Consider the following 18,866-nt stretch of genomic DNA (forward strand, 5'->3'; position numbering starts at 1 on the left):
TTGGGTTGAGGACGCGCGCATAAATGCTGCGCGGTGGTTTCGTTTTCGTGCTCGCCCTAGGCTAATCGGCGCTCACCGAAGATCGCTGTTCCGACACGCACGTGCGTGGCTCCGTGCGCGATCGCAGCCGGGTAGTCACCGGACATTCCTGCGGAGATGACCTCCGCTGCGGGGAACTCGACTCGCAACTCGAGGCTGAGTCGATAGAGGCGCGCGAAACACACGTCGGGGTCCTGCCCCAGGGGCGCAATTGCCATGAGTCCGCGAATCCGCAACAACTCGTGTCCGGCGACATCGTTGGCCAACCGCAGGATGTCTGCCGGATGCGCCCCGCCGCGAGCGGCGGCAGAATCCTGCTCACCACGTGGCGCATCAGGGTCCAGATTGACCTGAAGCAATACCGGCAGCGGCGCGTACGCCGACCATCGATCGTCATCTTGCGCGGCTTTCGCCAACGCAGCGCCTAGCGCGGACCGATCGACCGAGTGCACCATATCGGCGTTCGCGACCACCTGCTTCGCCTTGTTGCGCTGCAGTCGTCCGATGAAATGCCACGTGGCACGCTGGCCCAGGTCGTGGTCGACCTCGCCGACGCCGGCCCGTTTCGCGGCTAATTCCTGCGGTTTGTTCTCCCCGAGGTCGAACAGTCCACTCGCCAAAGCGCGCGCCGCGTACTGCGGGGGATGGTTCTTGGTGACCGCGACGAGATTGACCTCACCGGGCGAGCGACCTGCAGAGCGACACGCGTCATCCAGTCGCTGGCGAAACTCCGCGGCACGTGCGGCGACGGCGTCCAGTTCCGCCGCGCTGACCTCGCTCATCTACGCTCCTCAATCCAGATGACGGCAGTCTGCCGCCCGGTCCGCCCATCGCGTCGGTAGCTGAACAACCCGTCGTCCTCAGCGGTGCAGCGATGATCGCGCTGCACCCTACTCACCCCAACGGCAGTGAGCTGCGCCACAACACCGGCTGGTAGGTCAAGTCCAGTCGTCCCGCGTCTCGTGGCGCACGCGCTTCCGGGTGCGGCAGCCTCGACATCCGCCTGCATCGCCGCTGGCACTTCATAGCAGGATCCGCAGATGGCAGGGCCCAGCAGTGCGTCGATTCGCTCTGGGCGCGCGCCGAGCTCACGCATCCGCTCAACGGTCGCCTTCACCACGCCGAGCCGCACACCGTGTCGACCCGCATGAGCAGCACCGATGACGCCGGATTCGTCGTCCCATAGCAAGACCGGCACGCAGTCAGCGGTCAGCACGTTGAGCGCGATACCTGGCGTGTCGCTGACCAACGCATCCACCATCGGTACGGGTTCTTGTTGCGGAGTCGAGACGACCGCAACCCCCCGCCCGTGCACCTGTTCCATCCACACCAGGTTCGGTCCCGGTACACCGATGGCGTCCGCCAGGCGCGCTCGATTCTGGGCCACCGCATCGGCGTCGTCACCGACGTGCGTGCCGAGGTTGAACGAGTTGTAGGGCGCGCGACTGGCTCCCGGTGAACGCGTAGACAGCACCCGTCGAATCCGACGGGTGCTGTCTGGCGCTGTCGAAGGCATGCCCAGCAGGCTAGTCCTTCATGAAATCGGGGATGTCGAGGTCATCGTCGAAATCGTCCATCGGCAGCGGACGACGGGCGGTCGGGCGCGGCGCGGGCGCGGACCTCGGCACATCGCGACGCTCGGCCGGAGCGCCTTGGCGCGGGTGCAGCGTTGGGCGATCCTCGCGCGGAGCCGAACGCTCCGCCGACGGGGGCGTCGCTGCGAACCGGTCACCGCGAGCGGCAGGCGGTTCGCTCGCGACATCGTCCTGACGAGCGGCTGGCGCAGGCGCGGGGCGTGCCGCCGAGCGAGACGCAGCCGCTGATGCCGGCAGGCCCCCGTTTCCACTGTTCCCGTTGCCCTGCGTTTGCGATACCGGTCGTGCGTTCGCGCGACCAGCGGCCACCGGCTCCTCTTCGAACCCTGCCGCGATGACGGTAATCCGCACCTCGTCTCCGAGCGCATCGTCGATCACCGCACCAAAGATGATGTTCGCATCGGGGTGAGCCGCGTCGGAAATTACCGTCGCCGCCTCGTTGACCTCGAACAGCCCGAGGTCGCTCCCACCGCACAGCGACAGGATGACGCCCTGCGCACCGTCCATCGACGCTTCGAGCAACGGACTCGCGATCGCCTGTTGCGCAGCGGTGACCGCGCGGTTCTCCCCTCGCGCCGACCCAATCCCCATCAGGGCCGAGCCAGCTCCCGACATGACCGACTTGACGTCGGCGAAGTCCAGGTTGATCAGGCCGGGGGTCGTGATCAGGTCGGTGATGCCCTGAACGCCCTGCAGCAGCACCTGATCGGCCAGTCGGAACGCATCCATCATGGTGATATTGCGATCGCCGAGCTGCAGCAGCCGCTCGTTCGGAATCACAATGAGCGTGTCGCATTCGTTGCGCAGTTCCTGGATCCCGGCCTCCGCCTGGGTGGAACGACGCTTCCCCTCGAACGCGAATGGGCGCGTGACCACACCGATGGTCAGCGCACCGAGTTTGCGCGCGATGCTGGCGACTACCGGCGCGCCACCGGTGCCGGTACCGCCACCCTCGCCCGCGGTCACGAAGACCATGTCGGATCCCTTGAGGACCTCTTCGATCTCCTCGCGGTGATCCTCGGCAGCGGTACGACCGACCTCGGGATTGGCGCCGGCACCGAGTCCCTTGGTGGCCTCGCGACCGACATCCAGTTTGACGTCGGCATCGGACATCAACAACGCTTGCGCGTCGGTGTTGATCGCGATGAACTCGACGCCCTTGAGCCCCACCTCGATCATTCGGTTGACGGCGTTGACGCCACCGCCGCCGACACCGACGACCTTGATGACGGCAAGATAATTAGGGGAGGTCATTACGACCTTCCTTCCTGCGTTTCGTACGGACTCTGGCAGTTCGACAGCACCGAAGCCGACCGACCTCTTCAGTAGAACCAACCGTAAACCTCAAGTAGAGGTTTATAGTTATGTCAACCTAGCGCTATCTGAAAGGTAGGCCAGCAGCGCCACCGATGTATGCAGGCACGCCATGACACGCCAAAATTCGTGCATATCGATGCGCCATTCTGTGCACTGATGGCCGGGACGGCGCGGGCGCTGCGATGCTGCGTATCAGTAACCGCCGACACCTACTTCTGCCGCGGGGTCCGCCCCATCAGGAAAAACTCCGGGTTGGGCTGCATTCCGCCCCAGTGCGCGAGTCGGTTACTCATCGCGAAGAAGGCCACGATTGAACCAACGTCCATGACATCCTCATCGGTCAAGCCCGCATCGCGCAGCCGCTGCTGGTCACCGTCCGTGACCTCTGCGGGCGTCATCGCCAGCTTCACCGCGACCTCGATGATCACCTTCTGACGATCATCGAGATCGGCCTTGCGCCAGTCAATGGCCAGCTGATCAGAAATGAGCGGGTTCTTGGTCCGAATCCGCGCTATCGCGCCGTGGGCGACCACGCAGTACATGCAGCTGTTCTCGGCGCTAGTGGCGACCACGATCAACTCACGGTCCGCCTTCGTTAAACCAGGCGTGTCGCGATCCATCAACGAATCGTGCATCGACATAAACGCCCGCCACTCATCAGGGCGAGAGGCAACTGCCCGAAACACGTTCGGGGTAAAACCGGACTTCTCGGTCACCTCGTCGATCTTCTGCCGGATGTCCTCCGGGAAGTCCTCGACATCCGGGACGAGCGCCCGGGTCGCGATCGACGGATCTTTGTGCAGCGCCATCGGCAGCTCCTCACCTCAGGACGGGAGCGAACTGTCGGCGCTCCCCCAACGCCCCATATGTACCACGTCGGATTCTGGGCGCCTGCCGCGGCGTAACGACACCGAGCGCCGGTCGCGTTCGGCGTCGGCATACCCCAGCGCGATGACCGCTACGGGGAGCCAGTCGGCCGGTACGCCGAACTGGTCGCGAATCTGATCGACACGTTGCGGAGGCATCCCGAACAGACATGCCCCGAGCCCTTCATCGACCGCCGTTTGCAGAATCAACATCGCCGCCGCGCCCGCATCGACGTACCAGTACGGCGCCGCGAACCCGCGCGCCTCGCTCTTGTCGGCCTCGGCGTACCGCTGCTGGTACAGGTTCTCGCTACACCAGCACAGCACGAGCACGGGCGCCTGCTGCATCCTGCTGAGCCAATCATTGGCGGCACGGGTTTCGGCGCTAGTCCGCCAGAACCGCTCGCGGTCCGCGGCGTTCGTCAGTACGACGTACGCGTTGCCCTGACTGAATCCGGCGCTCGGTCCACGTTGTGCATTGCGCAGGATCCGCCGCACGCTCGCCTCGGGCACCACCCGATCGGGCTGGAACGCCCGCACCATGCGGCGAGCGCCGACCACCCGTTGGAATTCCACGACGCTACTTGATCACGATCGCCGTCGGGCTGGAGATATCCAGCACCGATCCTTCGTGGCTGAGCACCGCCGGCAGCATGGTCAATTTATCGTTCATCCTGGACGAATCGCCCCAGATCACCTCTCGCCCGTCCTTAAGCACGAGCGTCACCTGCGCGGCCGAGGGTGCCGTCACCTTCGCAACAAGCTCCCGGGTCTGCCCGTCCAGACCGTCGATGACCGCCACTGCCTCCCGGGTCGCCAGGCTCTCCGGTCCCGGATCTTCTATCTCCAGCGGCAACAGGCCCTTCGCGGCCTCCGGCGCCTTCGTGGCCGCCGCGTACGCGACACCTTCCAGATCAATCAGCCAGGGTTCATCACCGACCGTCACGGTGGCCACGGGCTGACGCTCGGTGATCGTCACCTGCAACGTGCTCGGCCAGGAACGTGAGACGGTGACGTCGGCGACCGGCGGCAGTTGCCTGATCTGCGCGGCGACCTCATCAGAATCGACCGTCGCCAGCGCGTCGTTCTCGCTCAACGCAACCGCGCTCTGCACTTCCTCGTCACTGAGGACCGTGTTGCCGTCGACAGTGATCTCACGTACGCCGAACAGCGAGGAAGAGAAGACGATCCAGCCGCCGCTGACGAGCACGACGGCCGCGACGAGCGCGATAATCGCCCATCGCGGAAAACCGGGGTTGAGTACCGAGCCACGGTTACCCTTCGCCCGTGTCGGCCCTCGCTGACCTTTGGAACTCTTCGCACTCGTCGAGCGGGTCCGCCGTGGACGATCGGCAGGTCGCACCCGGGAACTGGTGCGTGCTCGTCGTTCACTCATCGGTCAGTCCATCTAGTTCCGCCAGTACCTGCGGACCCAACTCGGTAACGTCCCCGGCCCCGATCGTCAGCACCACATCGCCGGCTCGCGCCGCAGCCGCCAACGCCGGTGCAACTTCGGCCCGGTTGGCGATGAACCGCACCGGGGCACTGACATATCGCGAAATGCTCTCGCCGGTCACGCCAGGGAAATCGGCGGCGCTCTCGCGCGCCGGATACACGTCCATCACCACGACCTCATCGGCCAAGCTCAGAGCCTCGCCGAACTGTCGCGCGAATTCAGCGGTGCGCGAGAACAGGTGCGGCTGGAAACACGCCACGATTCGCCCGTCGCCGACGACCCGACGCGCGGCGCTTAACTGCGCGCGAACCTCCGTGGGATGGTGTGCGTAATCGTCGTACACCCGCACCGCCTTGGTCTCACCGCGCAGCTGCATCCGTCGCTCGACCCCGCCGTAATTGGCCAGGCCGGCCGCGGCGGACGCCAGGGACAGATCTAAGGCCAGGCACACTCCGAGCACGGCGGCTGAATTCATCGCCATGTGCTCCCCGGCCGCGGCAACCCGGACCTCCAACTCGCCCGGTACGCCCTCGCCGGTGAGCGTGTAGGTCGTGTGCTCGGCGGCGACGTCAATATCGCGCAGTCGCAATTGCGCGGCGTCTGCCTGCCCGTAATCGATCACGCGCAGCCCACGGCGAGCTGCCCGCTCGGCGAGGCCAGCCGCATGGGCGTCGTCGGCGCACAGCACCAGGGCTCCAGCCGCGTCAATGGTGTCGACGAAGGTGTCGAAGGCGCTCAGCACGCTCTGAAAGTCACCGTAGTTATCCAGGTGGTCGGCCTCGATATTCGTGACAACCCCGATGTGCGGGGCAAACAACAAGAACGATCCATCGCTCTCGTCCGCCTCGACGGCGAACGCCTCGCCCGAGCCGAGGTGCGCATTGCGTCCGGTCGCGTTCAGTTCGGCACCAACGGCGTACGAAGCGTCGACGCCGCAGCCCAGCAGCGCGGCGACCAACATCGACGTCGTTGACGTCTTGCCGTGCGTCCCGGCGACCGCAATCGGCTTGCGGCCGCGCATGACCGCAGACAGCGCCTGCGCGCGTGGCAGCACACGTCGTCCGCTGCTTAACGCCGCGGCGAGTTCTGGGTTCTGCACCTTGATCGCTGAGGACACCACCACGGTGTCGGCGTCACCGATATTCTCCGCGCGCTGTCCCACGTGTACGACCGCTCCGGCCGCCCTCAGATCATCGAGCACCTTGGACGCCTTGGCGTCGCTCCCACTGACCGTGACACCCAGTTCGAGCATGATGCGGGCGATACCGCTCATCCCCACACCGCCGATGCCGATGAAGTGCACGGCTCCAAGGTCGGCGACATCGAAGAGCCGGCCTTCTTCGGCGTACGCCGGTAGCACCCGCTCAGTCACGACGTGCAACCTCCAACACCTTCGCTGCCAGTACCTGCGCCGCCTCGGCGTGACCAGCGCCGCGCGCAGCACCAGCCATCTGGTTCACCACCGACTCGTCGGTCAGGATCGGCAGCAGATGTTCAATCAGATACTGACCGTCCAGGTCCGCATCATCGACGAGCACGCCGCCGCCGGCAGCCACTACCGGCTCGGCATTCAGTCGCTGCTCGCCGTTACCGTGCGGAAGCGGGACGTACATCGCGGGCAGACCGACGGCCGACACCTCGGCGACCGTACCCATCCCGGAACGACACAGCACGAAGTCGGTGGCTGCGTACGCGAGGTCCATTCGATCGATGTAGGGCAACGCGACGTAGGAGGGACCACCGTCAAAGTGGGGCTCCTCGACGGTGTTCTTCTTCCCGTACGAATGCAGGACGCCGATGCCCGCCTCATGCAACTGCGGAGCCGCTGCGAGAATCGCCGTGTTCAAACGGCGCGCTCCCTGCGAGCCGCCGTACACCAGCAAGGTGCGCGTCGATGGGCGCATGCCGAAATGTTCGAGCGCCTCACCGCGCAGCGCTGAGCGATCCAACGTCGCGAGCGCGGCGCGAATTGGCATACCGACGATGCTCGCGCCATCGAGCCCATTGGTCTTGGCTGCGGTGCCGACGAATGCGGCCCATCGAGCGCCAATCTTGTTGGCGATGCCGGCGGTCGCATTGGCCTCGTGGACGACCACGGGGATGCCGAGACTCTTGGCCGCGAGATACGCCGGCAAAGACGCATAACCACCGAAACCCACCACGGCAGCGGCCTCAGTGTCTTTCAGGATCGCCTTGGCCTGTGCGCGCGCCCGCAGCAGTCGGGCCGGCAACTTCACCAGGTCCGCCGACGGTTTGCGCGGCAGGGGCACTGCAGGGACGGCGCGCAGGGTGAATCCGCGTTGCGGGACCAGGCTGGTCTCCAGCCCGCCAACTGAGCCGATACAGGTGATCTGCAGGCCGGGCTCGGCTTCCTGCAACGCGACCGCAGTGGCGAGCATCGGCTCGATGTGACCGGCGGTGCCTCCCCCGGTCAGCACGATATGGCGGCTCATCTGGTGCGTCGTCCTCTCGAATGATTCTCAGTACGGTTCCGACCGCGATCCGGCGACGCGCGGCGTGCCCCAGTTCCCGTCCGGCCCGCGGGCGGCGTCCGGCCGGTGTCACCTCGTGAGCGCTTGGCCTGCGGTGACCGTTTCGTGGGCGGGTTCGTCGCCGACCTCGCTCGCTTCGCGGGTTCCGCCTTCGCAGTCCGAGGATTCGCGGATGTCCGAGCCTTCGGCGCGGCCGCCGTCTTCGTCTTGGGCGCCCGCTTCTTGGTCGAACCACCGGTCGCCGAAGCCCGCGTGCCACCGCGAGCACGACCGGATGGTGGCTTGCCGACGTCCACCGTCACGCTCGCCGGGACCGGCAGCGACAGCCATCGACCGAATCGGCGTTCTCGCGACTGCAGGTAACGGATCGCGGGGGGCTCGTGTCGGGCGCAACTGGCCAATATCCCCATCGCGAACATCGTGACCACCAGCGACGTGCCACCGGAGGAGATCAGCGGCAGGGTGATGCCGGTGACCGGCAACAGGCCGACGACGTACCCGACGTTGATCAGCGCCTGCGCCACCATCCACACCGCGGTCGTCGCCGAAACCAGACGGATGTACACGTCCCCGGTGCGCCTAGCGATCCGTATCCCGGCGTAGGCCACTCCACCGAACAGGATCAACACGAGTGCGCAACCCAGGAAGCCGAGTTCCTCGCCGATGATCGCGAAGATGTAGTCGGAATGCGCGTTCGGTAGCGCACCCCACTTCGTGCGGCTATTACCCAAGCCGACGCCGAACATCCCACCGGTGCTCAGTGCGTAGAAGCCCTGAATTGCTTGATGGCCCGAGCCGTCCGCATCGGCCCAGGGGTCCAGGAACGACAGCACTCGGCTCATTCGGAAGCCCTGCGTCGCGATTGCGGCAACGCCGACGGCCGCTCCCGCGATCAGCATCAACCCGAACATCCGCATCGGCGCTCCGGCGATCCACAGCAGCGACAGGAAGATCACGATGTACGTCACTGTGGTGTGCAGGTCGGGCTCGATCACCACCAGACCGCACAGCACGATCAAACCTGGCAGCAGTGGCTTGAGCATCCCGCCCCAGGTATTGAGGATTTTGCGCCGCTGGGTCAGCACGTGTGCACCCCAGAGCAGGAAAGCGATCTTGCCGACCTCAGACGGCTGGAACAGCATGATCCCGGCGATATCGAACCAGCGGCGGGCACCGCCGAGTTCCTGGCCGATACCCGGCACGAGCACCAGCGCGAGCAGCATGAGCGCGGCGAGCATCATCATCGGCGATAGCCGCCGCCAGGCACCTAGCGGCACCCGCAACGCTGCGATCATCGCGATGAGTCCGAGTGCGACGAAGATCAACTGGCGATTGAACAGGTAGTACGCCGACCCATAAAGCTGTAATGAATCGACAGCGGACGCGGACGCCATCATGACTAGCCCGAAACTCACCAACGCGAGGGTGAGCACCAGCACCAGATAGAACGAGGTCATTGGCTTGGTCAGGAACGCGCCGATGCTGTTGCGATAGCGGCGCGCGACTTGCCCGGACTCGTAGACCACGCTCCCGCGTGCGGACCGTTCGACGGACTCGGTGCTGACCACCGCTACCTCCTGCCCTCTCCCGATCTGAGTTACTGCGCGTGGATTCCCTCCTGCGCGCGGGCCGCTTCGGTGAAGACGCGTCCGCGCTCGGCATAGTCGACGAACATGTCCATCGACGCGGCCGCGGGCGCCATCAGCACCACAACCTCGTCCCCCGTACGTGCCGCTTCGGTGCGCGCGAGTTCGGTCGCGACGCGCACCGCCTCGGCCATACCTATATGTTCGGCGCTCGGTATGTCGATTGCGTGCACCTCGGGCGCGTGTCGCCGAAGTGCCTCCGTGATCACTGCCCGGTCGCGACCGAGCAGCACCACCGCCGCCAATCGCTCACGCACCTGCTCGATGAGTCCGGCGAAGTCGCCGGCGACGGCGCCCTTCAGCAGACCGCCGGCGATCCACACCACGCGCGGGTATGAGGTGAGCGAGGCGGTCGCCGCGTGCGCGTTCGTGGCCTTGCTGTCGTTCACCAACCGCACCGAGCCGCCCGCGAACTGCCCAACGCCGACGGTGACATTGCGGTGGTCGCCCGGGCGGTACGCGCGTAATCCATCGGCTACCTGCTGGGCGTTGACCCCAACCGTGCGGGCGAGCGCCGCCGCGGCGAGCGCGTTGGCGGCATTGTGCCCTCCGGGCGGGCGGATGTCCGCGGCCGCGATCAGCACCTCGCCGTCCGGATCGACACTGCGATCGATCAGCATGCCGTCGCGGATGCCGAGTTGGCCCGCGGCCGGTTCGGATTGGGTGAACTCAATCCGGCGGGTGGCTTCGGGCAGTGCCGCCGCCAGTTCAACGACGTGCGGGTCATCGGCGTTCAGCACGACCTGGGAGCGCCCACCCGCCCAGATCCGCGACTTATCCGCGGCGTACGCCTCCAGGGAGCCGTGCCAGTCGAGATGGTCGGCCGCGATATTCAGCAACGCCCCGGCCGCCGGGGTGACCGACGGGGCCCAGTGCAACTGGAAACTGGACAACTCCACGGTCAGCACATCGTACGAGCGATCGGCGGCCACGACGGCGTCGATCACCGGCGGGCCCACGTTGCCGACCTCGGCAACGTGGCGATCGGCAGCGCGCAGGATCGCGGTGAGCATGCCCACCGTCGTGGTCTTGCCGTTCGTTCCGGTGACCGCCAGCCACGGCACGGTGGCATCTCGCAGATGCCACGCGATTTCTACCTCGCCGACTACGGGAATGCCGCGGCGAGCGGCGTCCGCCAACAGCGGGTGGGACGGCGGCCATCCTGGTGAGGTGACGACAAGGTCGACGTCCGCCGGCACGACGTCGAGGTCTCCGGCGTACCGCACGCCCAGCGTGGCTAACTCATCGTCAACCGCTGCCGCTCGCCGATCGACGAGGCGGACATCGTCGCCGCGCACAGCCAAGGCGCGCGCGACGGCGGCACCCGACACGCCGCCACCGGCAACCAGCACACGCCTCACTGAATCGTCGCCGTCGCGAGCCAGTCGGCGTAGAAGATGCCCAGGCCGAGCGCCACGCACATCCCGGTGACGATCCAGAACCGCACGACGACAGTCATCTCGGTCCAGCCGGATAACTCGAAGTGATGATGCAGGGGTGCCATTCTGAATAGCCGTTTACCGGTGATCTTGAAGTAGCCGATCTGCAAGATCACGGATGCGGTCACAGCGACGAACAGTGCGCCGAGGACGAACAGCAGTAGCTCGGTGCGGGTAGTGATCGCGAGCCCGGCAATTCCGCCGCCGAGCGCCAGCGAACCGGTATCGCCCATGTAGATGCGGGCAGGATTGGCGTTCCACCACAAGAATCCGATACACGCGCCCATCATCACCGCAGCCAACAGCGCCAGGTCCATCGGATCTCGCACCGTGTAGCAGCCGGCGACCTGCGCGCGCGAACACTGATGGCTGAACTGCCAGAACGAGATGACGACGTACGCGCCGAACACCATCGTCGCGGCGCCGGCGGCGAGTCCGTCGAGTCCGTCGGTGAGGTTCGTAGCGTTGGAGAACCCGGAGATGAACAGGACCGCGAACACCACGAAACCGATGGCACCCAGCCCCAGCATCGAGATATCTCGCACGAAGGAAATGTCGGTCGATGCGGGCGTCACGCCGCCCTGTTTGAACTGCAGCGCCATAACGGCAAAGCTGATCGAGACGAACAATTGACCGAGCAGTTTGGCGGTCTTATTCAGCCCGAGGCTGCGCTGCTTCGCGATCTTGATGTAGTCATCGAGGAATCCGACTAACCCGAGTCCAACGAATAGGTACAGCACCAACAATCCGGACGGCGTCACATCGCGTCCGAAGTCGTTGACCATGATCAGGTGGGCGCCGAAGTATCCAACAATCGTCGCGATGATGATTGCGATACCGCCCATGGTGGGCGTCCCCTGCTTGACCAGGTGAGTTTGCGGGCCGTCATCGCGTACCTGCTGGCCGTACGCGCGGCGCTTGAGCTGGCGAATCAACAGCGGGGTGAGGATCAGCGAGGTCATCAGCGCCAACACCGCGCCGAGCAAGATCGACCTCATTGTTGCGCGCCCTTCCACAGCCGTGATTCTCGTGCCTGACCACGGTAGCGCGTGCGCGTTGCCCAATTGGACAGCCCGCGCCGGTGCGTCACGAGGTCCGCTCCGCGATGGCCGCTCGCAACTGCGCACGATCGTCGAACGGGTGCACAACGGTACCGACGTACTGTCCGGTCTCGTGCCCCTTGCCCGCGACTAGGACAACGTCGTCGGTCCGAGCCAGCTCGACCGCCGCCCGAATCGCTGCGGCGCGGTCGGAGACCTCCAGGATCTGCGCTCGTTCGGGTGCATCGACGCTGTGCGCGCCTCGCAGCATCGCAGCCCGGATCGCGGCCGGGTCCTCGCTGCGCGGATTGTCGTCGGTGATCACCAGCACGTCGGCGCCCCGCGCTGCGACCTCGCCCATGATCGGTCGCTTGGACGCGTCGCGGTCGCCACCGCACCCGAGCACGATCAGCACGCGCCCGCGCGCCTGCTGACGCACCGACTGTAAGGCGGCCTCCACCGCGGCAGGCTTGTGCGAATAGTCCACGACGGCCAGGTAATCCTGGCCGGCCTCGATGCGTTCCATCCGGCCCGGCACACGTACATCGGCCAGCGCTGCGGCCGCGAGTTCAGAATCGACGCCGACCTCGGCGGCCATCGCCGCGGCCATCGCGGCATTCGCGACGTTGAACGCGCCGGGAAGGCTCAGGTTCACGTTGAGGTTTACCGATTCCGGACCGACGAGAGTGAAGGCGCCGGGCGCACCGCCCGGGCGAACTGACCAGTCCGCCGCCGCGCCCGATGGCGATAACGTCACCGTGCGCTGCGGCCGATCGACCAGCGTGGCGCCGTACGGGTCGTCAATATTCAGCACGTGTACGGCGGCACGTCCGTCGAACAGCGCAGCCTTCGCCTGGAAGTACTCCTCCATCGTGTGATGGAAGTCAAGGTGATCCTGCGAGAGATTGTTGAAGCCGGCCACCGCGAACTCGATCCCACTGACGCGGCCGAGTTGCAGCGCGTGGCTGGAGACCTCCATCACCACGTGCGTGACTGAGCGCTCGACCATCACCGCCAGCAGCGCCTGCAGGTCCGGCGCCTCGGGCGTGGTGAACGAAGCGCCCGGGGTGTGCTCGAAACGTTCGTCGGCGATCAAGGTCTCGACGGTGCCCAGCAGCCCACTGCGGATGCCCGCGGCGTCAAGAATCGCGCGCAGCAAGTAGGCGGTGGTCGTCTTCCCGCTCGTCCCGGTGATGCCTAGCAGTTTCAGCGAACGCGATGGGTCGCCGTACACCTGCGCGGCTGCGGCGCCGATCACCGCCCGCACATCGTCGACCACGAGCACCGGTACCTCTAGGGGTCCGGCGACATCCACTCCCTGCTGGTCGGTGAGCACTGCTACGGCGCCTGCGGCCACGGCGTCAGCGGCGAACCGCGCGCCGTGTGCCCGCGAACCGGGAACACCAACGAACAGGTCGCCGGCGCGGACCTCGGCCGAGCGGTTGGTGATACCGCTGACCTGCACCTCGGCGCCCTGATGTTGCGCGGAGATGCGCTGCGCAATAGCGGTCGTGCGCACCATCGGACGGTTCGTGGGGCGAAGTTGAGAACTGGATGTCACGGCTGAATCCTACGTGGCCATCGGCCGGCTACTGGCCGGCGATGAGGGTGTACGACGGCGACGCCTCGGTCGACGGCGGAACTCCCTCAGACTGCAGAATCTGCCCCATCACGGTCGAGAACAGGCCCGCGGCGCCGGAGCCGCCGACCGACGCGGTCGGGTCGGTAATCGCGATTGCGACGACGTACTGCGGGTCCTCGATCGGCGCCATACCGACGAACGTGTGGTTATAGCCACCGCCCTCGTAGCATCCGCAATCCGGGTTGGCGCGCTGTGCCGTACCGGTCTTGCCACCGACCCGGTATCCGGGAACCGTCGCCTTGGTACCGGTACCACCTTCACCGGTGACCGCCTCGAGCATGCCGCGCAACTCGGCCGCTGCTTTCGAGCTGATCACCTCAACAGGCTTCGCCGGCGTACTGGGCGTCTGGCTACCGTCCGCACCGATCACTGATTTCACGATCCGCGGCGGAATCCGGGTGCCATCGTTGGCGATGGCTTGGTACGCCGAGGCCATCTGCAATGGCGTCATCGATACGCCCTGCCCGATCGGCACATTGCCGACCTGACTACCGGACCAGGTGTCCCGCGGCGCGAGCAGACCGGGTGACTCGGCCGGCAACTCGATCCCCGTTTCCTCGCCTTCACCGAACTTTTGCAGCATCTCGAAGTAGTCGTTGGGATCCAACTCTTTGTTGATCATCAACGTGCCGACGTTGGAAGACTGGGCCAAGATCCCGGTCGCGGTGAACGGCACCGTGTCGTGCACCCACGCGTCGTTGACCACCACATCGGCCACAGGAATCGACCCTGGCACGTCCAACACTGAATCCGGCGTGATGAGCCCCTGATCGAGCGCGGGCCCCATCGTGGTGACCTTGTTGATCGAACCGGGCTCCAGCACCGAGGACACCGTCGGGTTGCCGATATCGTCCCCGTCGCTGGCGCCCAAATTACCCGGGTCATACCCCGGGGTGCCGTACATCGAGACCACCTGCCCGGTGTTCGCGTCCAGGGCCACGGCCGACACGGCAGCCGCAGCCGGGTTCTTCTTCTGGTACTCGTCTACCGCACTCTGCAGCAGGTACTGCAGATCCGCGTCGATGGTGAGTTGCACAGTCGATCCTGGCACCGCCGGGGTCTCCTCCTGCACACCGGCCGGAATCATGTACCCGCTGGGGCTCGCCTCGTAGGTGAGCTTCCCCTCCTTGCCGGCAAGAACGGCGTCCATCGACTGCTCGACACCCGCCGAGCCGACGGGCTTGTCCCCGTCGCCGCTGCCCTGAGAGATGAACCCGACGAGCTGCCCACCGGTGGTTCCGGCCGGGTAGATGCGCTTCTGGGTGTACTCGTCTCCGATCTTTTCGTACAACGGCTCACCGTTGAGCTCGGAGGTACGAATCTCGTTCGCCTTCGCCGGATCAACGTCCTTGGCGATGACCGCGTAGCGACCCTTGGAGCTGACCGCAGAGAGCACCTTGGCGTACGGCACACCGAGTTTCTTGCTGACGAACACTGCGAGGTCGGCTCGTTCATCGGGGTCGATGTTCTTCGGGTCGGCAAATACCGTTCGAGTTTCAACGCTATAGGCCAGGCGCGTCCCATCGGTATCGGTGATCGCGCCGCGCTGCGCGGTGATCACCTTGCTCTTGAGACGGTCCCCTTCTGCGGTGGCGGCGTACGCCGCGGCGTCGACACCCTGCAACTGCAGCAATCGGCCCCCGATGATGAGCATCAGTGCGGTGAGGACGACGAAGATCCCGGTCGTACGCCGTTCGGGCCGACCAAGCGGGAAACCCCGGACGCGTCGACGCCGGGTGGCACGCCCCCGCGACGCTGCGCCGGAGGTAGATCGGGAGGACGCCGGGCGCCGGGTAGCGCGCTCGGTCGGGGTACGGCGGTTGCCTGCCCCAGGTCGGCTGCCGGCGGGGCGGCGTGAGCGCTCGGACATCAGTCTCCTGCGGTCGCGGACTGGTCGGTGGGCATCGTCGGCGGGTGCTCGGGGTGAGGTGGTGGCGCCTCGTCTTGCTCGGGCTCGGTGGGTTCGATCCACGTCGCGGAGCCGTCCGCGCCTACCACCAGGTTCCCGGGGTTGGCGCCGGGCTCCATCCCGAGTTCGGTCGCCCGCTTCGCGAGTTCTTCGGGTGCCTGCTTACCGGCGACCTGCTGCTGTAGCTGCTGTTCGGTCAATGTGAGCGAGTACAACTCGTCATTGAGCTTCTGCTCGGTGAACGACGTCTGGGCGGTGGCAGTGTTCACCATGAGCATGGTGACCACCGCGATACCGACGATCAGGGCGAACACAATCACGAACGGCCATTGCGACTCCTGCTGACGAACAGCGAGCCGAATAAGGCTGCGGCTCTTGACCAGTTGCGCGCGCAACGACCGATCCGCCGCCGCGCGGCGGGCCGCGCGACGCTGTTCAGTAAAACTGCGGCGGCGCGTCTCGCTCGGACGGTTCTTGACGGACGCGGAATCGCGGGTGCGGGTGGGCGTGGCGAAAGCAGTGCTCATGAAGCTTCCCGTACTCGTTCGACGGCGCGCAGGCGCACCGAGGCGCTGCGCGGGTTTATCTGTTGTTCGGATGCCGGAGCCTTCTCCGCGCCGCGGACCAGCAGCTTCATCTCGGGCTGCTGGGACTCCAGGCTCACCGGCAGGTCCAGCGGGGTGTGATCGGTAGCGGCGTCGGCGAAGGCCTTCTTCACGATCCGGTCCTCCAGCGAGTGATACGACAGCACCACCAGCCGGCCGCCGAGCGCCAACTGATCGAGCGCTGCGCGTACTGCTCGACTCAGTACGGTGAGTTCGTCGTTCACCTCGATCCGCAAGGCCTGAAACGTGCGCTTGGCGGGATGCCCGGTGCTGCGCTGACGCACGGCCGCCGGCAATGCGTCCTGAACCAGGGCCGCGAGTTGTCCCGTCGTGCGCAACTCGCCGCGAGCGCGCACGATCGCGGCGGCGATACGGGGCGCTAGACGCTCCTCGCCGTACTGCGACAGGACGCGCTTCAACTCGGACTCGCTGTAGGTGTCCACCACGTCCTGCGCGGTGCGACCACTGCTGCGGTCCATTCGCATGTCCAGCGGCGCGTCCTGCATGTATGAGAATCCGCGATCGGGCTGATCGATCTGCATCGAGGAGACGCCAAGGTCGAGCAGGACTCCGTCGGCGGCTGCCAGGCCGAGGTCGCTGAGCACCCGCAGAATGTCGTCGTACACCGCGTGTACGAGGCTGAGGCGGTCGGCGTACGGCGCGAGTCGCACGCGACTGAGCTCCAGTGCCGTTTCATCGCGATCGATTCCGACGACGCGCGCCTGCGGAAACGCCCGCAGCACGGCCTCGCTGTGCCCACCGTGACCGAGCGTGCCATCGACGTAGATTGCGCCGGGGCGCTGCAAAGCAGGTGCCAGCAGTTCGAGAGTGCGTTCGAGTAGGACTGGGGTGTGCTGTGCGGCGTCGCTCATCACTGCCCTTCCCACTCGAAGCCGATTGCCGTCTGCTCGTACAGCGCGCCGTACGACGTGGTCCCCTCCCGGCAACCCACCTGGCACCGGGGAAGGTGCGCCAGGGTGGATGCCCGGGCGAGGGCCGCACCGTGCGGTGCGCCATCGTCGCTACTCCGGGAGGACAAAGTCCTCGGAGAAGTCGACGAACCCCTGCTCCTGTTCCGAACTGAACCGTCGCCATGCCTCGGCGTCCCAGATCTCGACCTTGTCGTTGACTCCGACCACAGCGCATTCGCGGGACAGGCCGGCGTACTCGCGTAGGGCGGCTTTGACCACGATGCGTCCCTGCTTGTCGGCCAGTTGATCGTCGGCCGACCCGAACAGGGCACGGGCGTAGTTGCGGACTGCGGCGTTGGTTGATGGGGCTTTGTTGAGGCGGGCAGCGATCCGCTCGAACTCCGACCGTGGGTACACGAACAGGCAGCGGTCCTGCCCCTTGGTGATCACCATGCCGTCGCTGAGCTTGTCGCGGAACTTCGCCGGTAACGCCAGACGACCCTTCTCGTCCATGCGCGGATAGAAGTCACCGAAGAACATCCGGCTTCCCCTCCCCACGCGGCGCGACCGACATGCCCCACTCTACCCCACTACCCACCACTCTGAACCGAAAATCGGCCCTTTATGCCCGTCACGGCAAATTTTCCGGTCGTTACGACAGATCACAGGCAGACAGCGATAGCCAGCTGGCCTCCGCTGACCAGGGATTTTGCGGATTGGTGGATGCGTGGGGGCGCTGGTGGGGAGTTTTGGGGGATGTGACGCTACGGAAATCTCATCTAGTCATCGTTCACAGCGCCGCTACACGATTAGGCTCATTGCAGGCGCACTGCCGTTGCCCCCCACCGGAGGATCAGTGACCGAATCCGCAACACAGCCCCATCGGAGCCGACGTCGTGCCGTACCCACGACGTTGAGCGGCGATGAGGTTCGCAATAGCACGCTCGCGATCGCTGCCGAGGTCGAAAAAGTCATCTCCGGCAAGAGCGAGGTCATCCACACGGCCATCGTGTGCTTGCTGTGCGACGGCCATCTGCTCATCGAGGACGTGCCCGGAGTCGGAAAGACGAAGCTGGCCAAGGCACTCGCTGCGGCTATCGACGGCAGCGTGCAGCGAATCCAGTTCACGCCGGACCTGCTGCCCAGCGACCTCACCGGAGTCTCGGTCTTCAATCAGCGCCAGCGTGCGTTCGAGTTCACCGCCGGGCCGCTTTTCGGAAACATCGTGATCGGCGACGAGATCAACCGGGCCACCCCAAAGACCCAGTCTGCGCTCCTGGAAGCGATGGAGGAACGCCAAGTCACCGTCGACGGTGAGACCCACGATTTACCCCGCCCCTTTATGGTCGTCGCCACGCAGAATCCGATCGAGATGGAGGGCACGTTCATCCTGCCGGAGGCGCAGCGCGATCGATTCATGGCGCAAGTCGAGATGGGTTACCCCGACCAGGACGCCGAGGTTCGGATGCTCGCCGAACACGGACCGAGCGATCCGCTCGACGTCGTCCAGCCGGTCTGCACCGCAGAGGACGTCGCCGCGATGATCCGCACGGTACGGGCTAGCCACGTCGCCGAGTCCATTCACCGCTACGTCGTCCGCCTGGCAGATTTCACGCGGCAGCACACCTCGGTACGCCTCGGCGCATCGCCGCGCGCCGCACTTCAACTGCTGCGCGCGGCCAAGACGGCGGCAGTGCTATCGGGGCGCGACTATGTCACGCCGGACGACGTACAGCGCCTCGCACCCACGGTGTGGTCGCACCGGCTACTGATGGGCGGGCATGATATGCGCACCCGTCACGCAGCCAGCGACATCATCGACGAGGCGATCAGCAGCGTTGGCATCCCGAACTAAACGTCGTAGCCGGCGCCGATGGGCAGGCACGACGTTCACCACCCGAGGCAGCAG

General features: G+C 65.8%; 17 protein-coding genes. 1 reads left to right on the top strand and 16 read right to left on the bottom strand.

The window, feature by feature from the left end:
* Positions 1-56: 56 nt before the first annotated feature.
* The 16 genes from E1H16_RS13270 to mraZ form a co-directional block, all read right to left on the bottom strand.
* Entirely contained in the window at positions 57-821 is a 765-nt protein-coding gene (locus tag E1H16_RS13270) for a YggS family pyridoxal phosphate-dependent enzyme (protein WP_134324378.1), read from the bottom strand.
* On the bottom strand, positions 818-1,555 hold the full coding sequence (gene pgeF / locus E1H16_RS13275; RefSeq protein ID WP_134324379.1) for a peptidoglycan editing factor PgeF: 738 nt from the start codon (positions 1,553-1,555) through the stop codon (positions 818-820). Before pgeF ends, E1H16_RS13270 begins: the two co-directional genes overlap by 4 nt.
* Before the next feature lie 10 nt (positions 1,556-1,565).
* Complete coding sequence (gene ftsZ / locus E1H16_RS13280) at positions 1,566-2,888, bottom strand: cell division protein FtsZ (protein ID WP_134324380.1); 1,323 nt, start codon at positions 2,886-2,888, stop codon at positions 1,566-1,568.
* A gap of 272 nt (positions 2,889-3,160) precedes the next feature.
* Positions 3,161-3,760 (bottom strand): peroxidase-related enzyme, encoded by a 600-nt coding sequence (locus E1H16_RS13285; protein WP_134324381.1) that lies wholly within the window; start codon positions 3,758-3,760, stop codon positions 3,161-3,163.
* A 15-nt stretch (positions 3,761-3,775) separates the two neighbouring features.
* Positions 3,776-4,393, bottom strand: a complete 618-nt coding sequence (locus tag E1H16_RS13290; RefSeq protein WP_134324382.1) for a nitroreductase family protein — start codon at positions 4,391-4,393, stop codon at positions 3,776-3,778.
* A 4-nt stretch (positions 4,394-4,397) separates the two neighbouring features.
* The gene (locus tag E1H16_RS13295; RefSeq protein WP_134324383.1) at positions 4,398-5,213 is read right to left on the bottom strand and encodes a cell division protein FtsQ/DivIB; all 816 of its coding nucleotides are present in this window, start codon (positions 5,211-5,213) and stop codon (positions 4,398-4,400) included.
* On the bottom strand, positions 5,206-6,645 hold the full coding sequence (murC, locus tag E1H16_RS13300; protein WP_243837855.1) for a UDP-N-acetylmuramate--L-alanine ligase: 1,440 nt from the start codon (positions 6,643-6,645) through the stop codon (positions 5,206-5,208). The genes E1H16_RS13295 and murC overlap by 8 nt, the downstream gene beginning before the upstream one ends.
* On the bottom strand, positions 6,638-7,726 hold the full coding sequence (murG, locus tag E1H16_RS13305; protein WP_134324384.1) for an undecaprenyldiphospho-muramoylpentapeptide beta-N-acetylglucosaminyltransferase: 1,089 nt from the start codon (positions 7,724-7,726) through the stop codon (positions 6,638-6,640). Before murG ends, murC begins: the two co-directional genes overlap by 8 nt.
* The gene (gene ftsW, locus E1H16_RS13310) at positions 7,723-9,333 is read right to left on the bottom strand and encodes a putative lipid II flippase FtsW (protein WP_134324385.1); all 1,611 of its coding nucleotides are present in this window, start codon (positions 9,331-9,333) and stop codon (positions 7,723-7,725) included. Before ftsW ends, murG begins: the two co-directional genes overlap by 4 nt.
* Positions 9,334-9,362: 29 nt before the next feature.
* Positions 9,363-10,772 carry a UDP-N-acetylmuramoyl-L-alanine--D-glutamate ligase gene (murD, locus tag E1H16_RS13315; protein WP_243837856.1) on the bottom strand — a complete coding sequence of 470 codons (1,410 nt, stop codon included), beginning with the start codon at positions 10,770-10,772 and terminating at the stop codon, positions 9,363-9,365.
* Positions 10,769-11,848 carry a phospho-N-acetylmuramoyl-pentapeptide-transferase gene (mraY, locus tag E1H16_RS13320; RefSeq protein WP_134324387.1) on the bottom strand — a complete coding sequence of 360 codons (1,080 nt, stop codon included), beginning with the start codon at positions 11,846-11,848 and terminating at the stop codon, positions 10,769-10,771. The genes murD and mraY overlap by 4 nt, the downstream gene beginning before the upstream one ends.
* An 88-nt stretch (positions 11,849-11,936) precedes the next feature.
* A complete protein-coding gene (locus E1H16_RS13325; RefSeq protein ID WP_243837857.1) occupies positions 11,937-13,451 on the bottom strand; it encodes a UDP-N-acetylmuramoyl-L-alanyl-D-glutamate--2,6-diaminopimelate ligase in 1,515 nt (504 codons plus the stop codon).
* 28 nt (positions 13,452-13,479) lie between these two features.
* Complete coding sequence (locus E1H16_RS13330) at positions 13,480-15,402, bottom strand: peptidoglycan D,D-transpeptidase FtsI family protein (protein ID WP_134324388.1); 1,923 nt, start codon at positions 15,400-15,402, stop codon at positions 13,480-13,482.
* Positions 15,402-15,968, bottom strand: coding sequence for a cell division protein FtsL (ftsL, locus tag E1H16_RS13335; RefSeq protein ID WP_134324389.1), 567 nt, complete (start codon positions 15,966-15,968; stop codon positions 15,402-15,404). Before ftsL ends, E1H16_RS13330 begins: the two co-directional genes overlap by 1 nt.
* Positions 15,965-16,918, bottom strand: a complete 954-nt coding sequence (gene rsmH / locus E1H16_RS13340; protein WP_134324390.1) for a 16S rRNA (cytosine(1402)-N(4))-methyltransferase RsmH — start codon at positions 16,916-16,918, stop codon at positions 15,965-15,967. Before rsmH ends, ftsL begins: the two co-directional genes overlap by 4 nt.
* A gap of 150 nt (positions 16,919-17,068) precedes the next feature.
* A complete protein-coding gene (gene mraZ / locus E1H16_RS13345) occupies positions 17,069-17,497 on the bottom strand; it encodes a division/cell wall cluster transcriptional repressor MraZ (RefSeq protein ID WP_134324391.1) in 429 nt (142 codons plus the stop codon).
* A gap of 316 nt (positions 17,498-17,813) precedes the next feature.
* On the opposite strand from mraZ, the gene E1H16_RS13350 reads away from it, so the two are divergent.
* The gene (locus E1H16_RS13350) at positions 17,814-18,812 is read left to right on the top strand and encodes an AAA family ATPase (RefSeq protein WP_243837859.1); all 999 of its coding nucleotides are present in this window, start codon (positions 17,814-17,816) and stop codon (positions 18,810-18,812) included.
* The last annotated feature ends 54 nt before the right edge of the window (positions 18,813-18,866 follow it).

The sequence above is a fragment of the Cumulibacter soli genome, from assembly GCF_004382795.1.
GTDB lineage: Bacteria > Actinomycetota > Actinomycetes > Mycobacteriales > Antricoccaceae > Cumulibacter > Cumulibacter soli.